General features: G+C 64.6%; 7 protein-coding genes and 1 pseudogene. 7 read left to right on the top strand and 1 reads right to left on the bottom strand.

Features of this window, described 5'->3' with window-relative positions; genetic code table 11:
• The 6 genes from MTR62_RS19125 to MTR62_RS19100 form a co-directional block, all read left to right on the top strand.
• A partial coding sequence (locus MTR62_RS19125) for an SDR family NAD(P)-dependent oxidoreductase (protein ID WP_244023941.1) occupies positions 1 to 678 on the top strand: 678 nt, incomplete at its 5' end.
• Between the two features lie 197 nt (positions 679 to 875).
• Positions 876 to 2,414: a peptide chain release factor 3 gene (locus MTR62_RS19120; protein ID WP_244023939.1), complete on the top strand. Its 1,539-nt coding sequence runs from the start codon at positions 876 to 878 to the stop codon at positions 2,412 to 2,414.
• Positions 2,415 to 2,514: 100 nt separating this feature from the next.
• Entirely contained in the window at positions 2,515 to 3,216 is a 702-nt protein-coding gene (locus MTR62_RS19115) for an endonuclease/exonuclease/phosphatase family protein (protein WP_244023937.1), read from the top strand.
• A gap of 148 nt (positions 3,217 to 3,364) precedes the next feature.
• Positions 3,365 to 3,703, top strand: coding sequence for a P-II family nitrogen regulator (locus MTR62_RS19110; RefSeq protein WP_039389106.1), 339 nt, complete (start codon positions 3,365 to 3,367; stop codon positions 3,701 to 3,703).
• A 14-nt stretch (positions 3,704 to 3,717) separates the two neighbouring features.
• Positions 3,718 to 5,040: an ammonium transporter gene (locus tag MTR62_RS19105; RefSeq protein WP_244023935.1), complete on the top strand. Its 1,323-nt coding sequence runs from the start codon at positions 3,718 to 3,720 to the stop codon at positions 5,038 to 5,040.
• A gap of 237 nt (positions 5,041 to 5,277) precedes the next feature.
• Complete coding sequence (locus MTR62_RS19100) at positions 5,278 to 5,616, top strand: P-II family nitrogen regulator (RefSeq protein WP_244023933.1); 339 nt, start codon at positions 5,278 to 5,280, stop codon at positions 5,614 to 5,616.
• 138 nt (positions 5,617 to 5,754) lie between these two features.
• Here the strand turns inward: MTR62_RS19100 and MTR62_RS19095 are convergent, their stop codons facing one another.
• The gene (locus MTR62_RS19095) at positions 5,755 to 6,189 is read right to left on the bottom strand and encodes a TIGR01244 family sulfur transferase (RefSeq protein ID WP_244023931.1); all 435 of its coding nucleotides are present in this window, start codon (positions 6,187 to 6,189) and stop codon (positions 5,755 to 5,757) included.
• A gap of 295 nt (positions 6,190 to 6,484) precedes the next feature.
• Here MTR62_RS19095 and MTR62_RS19090 point away from each other — a divergent pair.
• Positions 6,485 to 6,709 (top strand): annotated as a pseudogene (locus MTR62_RS19090) (cold-shock protein); the annotation flags it as partial.

Below are 6,709 nucleotides of genomic sequence, written 5' to 3'. Positions count from 1 at the left end.
GGCTGGCGGGTGGTCGGCACGGGCCGCCGCGCCGAGCGGCTCGCGGCGCTGGCCGATGAACTGGGCCATGCGGCGTTCCACCCTTGCGTGTTCGACGTGCGCGACGAACCGGCGCGCGATGCGGCGCTGGCCGCGCTTTCGGCGGACGTTTCCCGGTTCGATTGCCTCGTCAACAACGCCGGCCTGGCGCTCGGCACGAGCCCCGCGCAGGCGAGCGACCTCGATCAGTGGAAGACCATGATCGACACCAACGTCACCGCGCTGGTTTCGCTCACCCACAAGCTGCTGCCCACGCTGATCGAACGCAAGGGGATCATCGTCAACCTCGCCTCGGTGGCCGCGACCTACCCTTATACCGGGGGCAACGTCTATGGCGGGACCAAGGCCTTCGTGCGCCAGTTCTCGCTCGGCCTGCGCTCCGACCTGGCGGGGACGGGCGTGCGCGTGACCTCGATCGAGCCGGGCATGGTGGAGACCGAATTCACCGTGGTGCGCACCGGCGGCAACCAGCAGGCCTCCGACACGCTCTACCAGGGCGCGAACCCGATGACGGGCGCGGATATCGCGAACACCATCGCCTGGGTTGCCGACCTGCCCGCGCATCTCAACATCAACACGCTTGAACTGATGCCGGTGAGCCAGTCCTTCGCCGGTTTCCAGGTTGCGCGGGGCGCTTAAAAGACTTTGTTTCTAGGGGCATGGCCCTTTGAGACTGCGCAGCCTCTCGCGTTGCTGTCGAGAACCGTCGTGGCGCGGCAGGCTCGCGCGGGGCACGCAGGGGGCGATTTCGCGATGCGAGGGGCAGGGGCTCCTTGCATCCGCCTTGCCTCTTACTCCCATTGCGATAACGCCTCTGCGCCCGTAAAGGCGCTGCGATGACCAATTCACGCCGTACCTTCGCGATCATTTCGCACCCTGACGCCGGTAAGACCACGCTGACCGAGAAGCTGCTGCTGCAAGGCGGCGCGATCCACCTGGCTGGCGAAGTCAAGGCGCGCGGCCAGGCACGCCGTGCCCGCTCGGACTGGATGAAGATCGAGCAGCAGCGCGGCATCTCGGTCACCAGCTCGGTGATGACCTTCGAGCGCACCGACGCGAACGGCGATACGGTGACGTTCAACCTGCTCGATACGCCGGGCCACGAGGACTTTTCGGAAGACACCTACCGCACGCTCACCGCGGTCGATTCGGCGATCATGGTGATTGACGCGGCGAAGGGTATCGAGCCGCAGACGCGCAAGCTGTTCGAGGTCTGCCGCCTGCGTTCGGTGCCGATCATCACCTTCATCAACAAGGTCGACCGTGAAGGCCGGGCCTGCTTCGACCTGCTCGACGAGGTGGCCGACATGCTCGCGCTCGACGTGTGCCCGATGTCCTGGCCGGTGGGCATGGGCGGGCTGTTCCAGGGCATCTACGACCTTGCGAGTGGCAAGGTCAGCCGCCCCGAGGGGCCCAGCAAGGAATTCCTCGGCACGATCGAGGAAAACGTGACCCTGCCCGTAGCCGTCGCCGAGGAAATGGAACTGGCGCAGGTGGGCTACCCCGAGTTCGACCTCGAGGCCTACCGTGCGGGCGACCTGACGCCCGTCTACTTCGGCTCGGCGCTCAAGAACTTCGGCGTCGCCGAACTGATCGAGGCGATTTCGACTTACGCTCCGCCGCCGCGCCCCCAGCCGACCGATGATGGTCCGGTCGATCCCACCGATAAGGAAGTCTCGGGCTTCATCTTCAAGGTGCAGGCCAACATGGACCCGATGCATCGCGACCGCATCGCCTTCATGCGGCTTGCCTCGGGCACCTTCAAGCGCGGCATGAAGCTGACGCCTTCGGGCCTGGGCAAGCCGCTCGCGATCCACTCGCCGATCATGTTCTTCGCGCAGGACCGCGAGATTGCCGACACCGCCGAGCCGGGCGACATCATCGGCATCCCCAACCACGGCACGCTGCGCGTGGGCGATACCCTGTCCGAGCGCAACAAGATCCGCTTCACCGGCCTGCCCAACTTCGCGCCGGAAATCCTGCGCCGCGTCGCGCTCAAGGACCCGACCAAGACCAAGCAGCTGAGGAAGGCGCTCGACGATCTTTCCGAGGAGGGCGTGATCCAGGTGTTCTATCCCGAGATCGGCGCGCAGTGGATCGTGGGCGTGGTCGGCCAGCTCCAGCTCGAAGTGCTGATTTCGCGGCTCGAGGCCGAATACAAGGTCGAGGCCGTGCTCGAAGCCTCGCCGTTCGATACCGCGCGCTGGCTCAAGGGGGATGACAAGGCGATCGATGCGTTTACCGAGTTCAACAAGATGAACCTGGCGCGCGACCGCGATGGCGATCCGGTGTTCATGGCCCGCTCGGCCTGGGACGTGGGCTACCAGCAGGAACGCAACCCCGAACTGACGTTCAGCGCTACCAAGGAGCGCTGAGGGGGAACAAGGCGGCCGCTCCGGCGCTTGCTAGATCATGGCCCGCGCCGGTTCACGCCGCTAGTGTGGCTGTGATCGTCAACGCCTGCGGAGGGGCCGCGTGCAGCTCAGGTTCGCCAGTTACAACATCCACAAGGCGGTCGGGCTCGACCGGCGGCGCGATCCCGAACGGATCTTGCGCATCCTGCTCGAAATGGACGCCGACATCGTCGCGCTGCAGGAAGTGGACCGGCGTTACGGGCGGCGCATGGCGGTGCTGCCGCTCGATGCGATCCACGCGGCGACCGATTACGTTCCCGTTCCGCTTTCCATGAAGCCCGACAGTCTGGGCTGGCACGGCAACGCGCTGCTGGTGAAGAAGGGGATCGCGCTGGTCGAGGCGGCGCCGGTCGCGCTGCCCACGCTCGAGCCGCGCGGAGCGGTGCGTGCCGATCTGGATGCCGGAGGCGTGCGCGTGCGGGTGGTGGGCATGCACCTCGACCTGTCGGGGCTGCGGCGACGCCAGCAGGTCCGTCGCGTGCTCGAAACGCTTGAGGGATGCGGGACGGATTATCCCTCGGTGCTGATGGGCGACTTCAACGAGTGGTCCTCAAGCGGGTGCTTTCGTGAATTCGATGCATCTTGGCGCGTGCTGGCGCCGGGGCGCAGTTTCCCTTCGCGTCGGCCGATGGCGCCGCTCGATCGTATTATTATTTCGAAGCCGTGGCGTATTATTGGAACAAATGTCCATCGCAGTGCCTTGTCGGCGATAGGTTCTGACCATTTGCCTGTCATGGCGCATCTGGAATTGCCTAAAAAATAGGCAGCTGCTCAGGAATTGGGCGAATGCGTGGGGCGAAATCGCTTCCGCGCGCAATGAAACGGCGTAAATCTCCAGTTAAGTAGTCTGGCATAGTTCTTGCTGATCTGTTTGCTGCCGGCGTGGGGCCGGAAGCAAACAGGGGACAGGCATGAAGTTCATCATAGCCATCATCAAGCCCTTCAAACTCGACGAAGTTCGAGAGGCGCTTGGTGCGATCGGGGTTGCGGGCATGACCGTTTCCGAAGTCAAGGGCTTCGGCCGTCAGAAGGGCCAGACCGAAATCTACCGTGGTGCGGAATACTCCACCAACATGCTGCCGAAGGTGAAGATCGAAGTTGCTGCTCCCGACGAGCTGGCGCCCAAGATCGTCGAAACCATCCAGCAGGTCGCCAGCACCGAAGCCATCGGTGACGGCAAGATCTTCGTTCTCGACCTCGCTTCCGCCGTGCGCATCCGCACCGGCGAGGCTGGCGATACAGCGCTTTGAGGAGGCACTCTGACATGAACCGCAAGTTTCTCGGTGGCGCCGGCGCACTCGCTGCGTCGCTGTTCGTCGCCCTGCCGGCCTTCGCGCAGGACGCCGCCGCACCTGTTCCCATCCCCGGCAACAACGCCTGGATGATGACCTCGACCGTTCTGGTCATGATGATGATCCTGCCCGGCCTCGCGCTGTTCTACGGCGGCCTGACCCGCTCGAAGAACATGCTCTCGACGATGACCCAGATCGGTGCGGCCGCCGCGCTCGCGATGCTGCTCTGGGTGATCTATGGCTATTCGACCGCGTTCGGTCCCGAAGGCAACGCTTTCATCAGCTGGGGCAACCTGTTCCTCGCCAAGACCACGCCCGACAGCACGGCGGCGACCTTCACCAACGGCGTGGTCATCAGCGAATACGTGTTCATCTCGTTCCAGATGACCTTCGCGGCGATCACTGCGGCGCTGGTCTTCGGCGCCACGGTCGAGCGTATGAAGTTCTCGGCCGCGATGCTCTTCGTCATCGTGTGGTCGACGATCGTCTATTACCCGATCGCGCACATGGTCTGGGCGGGCCAGGGTCTGCTGTTCAACTGGAGCCCCGCAGCCCTGGACTTCGCGGGCGGCACCGTGGTTCACATCAACGCCGGTGTCTCGGCGCTCGTCGCCTGCCTCATCCTGGGCAAGCGCAAGGGCTACCCGACCGAACCGATGGCTCCGCACTCGCTGACGCTGACCATGGTCGGCACCGGCCTGCTGTGGGTGGGCTGGTTCGGCTTCAACGCCGGTTCGGCGCTCGAAGCCAATGGCTCGGCGGGCCTCGCGCTCATCAACACCTTCGTTGCCACCGCTTCGGCTGGCCTGTTCTGGATGCTTGCCGAGAAGTTCTCGGGCCACAAGGGTTCGGCGCTGGGCTTCTGCTCGGGTGTCGTTGCGGGTCTCGTCGCGGTTACGCCGGCGGCTGGTAACTCGGGTCCGTTCGGCGCGATCGTGCTGGGCGCGGTGGCTTCGATCATCTGCTTCTTCATGGTCTCGAAGGTCAAGCCCAAGCTCGGCTACGACGACTCGCTCGACGCTTTCGGCATCCACGGCGTGGGGGGCATGATCGGCGCCATCGGCACCGGCATCGTCTACGCTCCGAGCCTGGGCGGTCCGGGTGGTGCGGACTTCGCCATGGGCCCGCAGGTGATCACGCAGATCGTCGCCGTCCTGATCTCGGTCTGCTGGGCCGCCGTTGGCACCGCGATCGCGATCTACGTCGCCAAGCTGGTCACGGGCCTGCGTGTTACCGAGGAAGTCGAGCACGAAGGTCTCGACATCGGCGAGCACGGCGAGCGCGCCTACAACTGAGTTTCACTCCATTCGGCTGCGGCGGCGCGAAGGTTTCGCCGTCGCCGCAGCCACACGATGTTCCTCCTGCGAACACAACCTTTCGGGCCGGCGCTTTGTGCTCCGGCCCTTTTTTCATGCCTGTGGCGGTGTGACGGAAAGGCGGGCGCGTGGGTCGGGATGCGGATTGACGGCGCGTGCGCAGGGGGTAACCTTGCCTTTCGGGGCCAGGTTGAAACAGGGACGGGAATCGCAGCCATGAAATTCGTGACCGCTGTCATCAAGCCGCTCAAGTTCACGGAAGTGAAGGCCGCGCTGAGCCGCGCCGGCATTTCCGGGCTGACCGTATCCGAGGTCAGCGGCATCGGGCGTCAGAAGGGGGAGACCGAAGTCTATCGCGGGGCCGAATACACCGCGAACATGCTGCCCAAGATCAAGCTGGAGATCGCCGTTTCGGATGCCTTTGCTGATACCGTGATCGCTATCCTCAAGGATGCGGCGAGCACGGGCGAAATCGGTGACGGCAAGGTCTTCGTGTTCGATCTGGCTGAAGCGCACCGGGTGCGCACGGGCGAGCAGGGCGATCTCGCACTTTAGGGCATTTCCCAGTCAGACGGGCACGCCTGACGGCTGAGAAAATGCATCAAGGCAAAATCCAGGGGCGGTGGCGGAGTTTGCCCATGCGGCCCGGCGGCGAAGGCGGCCGGGCTGCGCGGGTGGTATCGGGGCCGGAAATCAGGCCTTCGCGTCGGCGGCGAGCATGTCGACGAGCTGGCGGATGGGGGAGATGTCGTATCCCGCAGCGGCGGCCATGGCGGCGATCACGCCGGGATTTTCACCGGCCTTGGCCTTGGCGAGCGACCATAGCAGGGTCGAACGGGTGCCCGAGCGGCAATAGGCGAGCACCGGGCCGCCGGCCGTGTCGAGCGCCTTGGCCATGGCGTCGACCTGGCCCTGACTGAAGCCGGCGTGGCTGACCGGGATGGCGACATAGTCGATCCCTTCGGCGCGCGCGGCGGCCTCGATCTCGCTGCCGGGCGTCTGGTCGTCGCCTTCACCTTCGGGGCGGTTGTTGATGATCAGGGCCACGCCCAGGGCCTTGGCTTCCTGCACTGCCGAAGTCGCGATCTGCGGGCTGGCGTACATGGAATCGGTGATCTTGCGGAACATGAAAAAGCTTCTCCGGTCGGCTGGCGGGCGAGCGTCACGACGTGATTCTCCGGGTTCATCAAGCGTGACTTTGCCGCACTGGCAACCCAAAATCGCGTTCAAACGGCATTCATTCGGGGTGCGGAACCAAAATGGCGCGTAATTCCGTTCGCCATCGCCTCAAGACTCGTGTATGAATCATGTTCGCAGGAGAGTGTATGCGGCTTTGCCCTTTGCTCTGTCTGACGCTTGGCACGGTTCGTCCACGTGTTCGGGTGAAAGCTTACTAGGGCGCATCGAAGGTACGTTCGTAAACATGGGTTTTGATAGAGGTCGTCGCGGAAGGGGACGCGACAAGCGGGATCGGTTTGGAGAGGACGAGTTCGATCCCTTCTTTGCCGGCCAGGATCGCTTCGGCGGTGGTGACCGCTTCGGTGGCGGTGGTGATCGCTTCGGCGGTGGCGGCGGCTTCGGCGGCGGCAACAGCGGCGGCGGTTTCGATGACCGCGGCAGCGGTCCGCGCGGCGGTGGCGGCGGCTTC

This window comes from Novosphingobium organovorum (assembly GCF_022832435.1).
GTDB classification, from domain to species: Bacteria; Pseudomonadota; Alphaproteobacteria; order Sphingomonadales; family Sphingomonadaceae; genus Novosphingobium; species Novosphingobium organovorum.
This window is presented reverse-complemented; position numbering and strand designations above follow the sequence as displayed.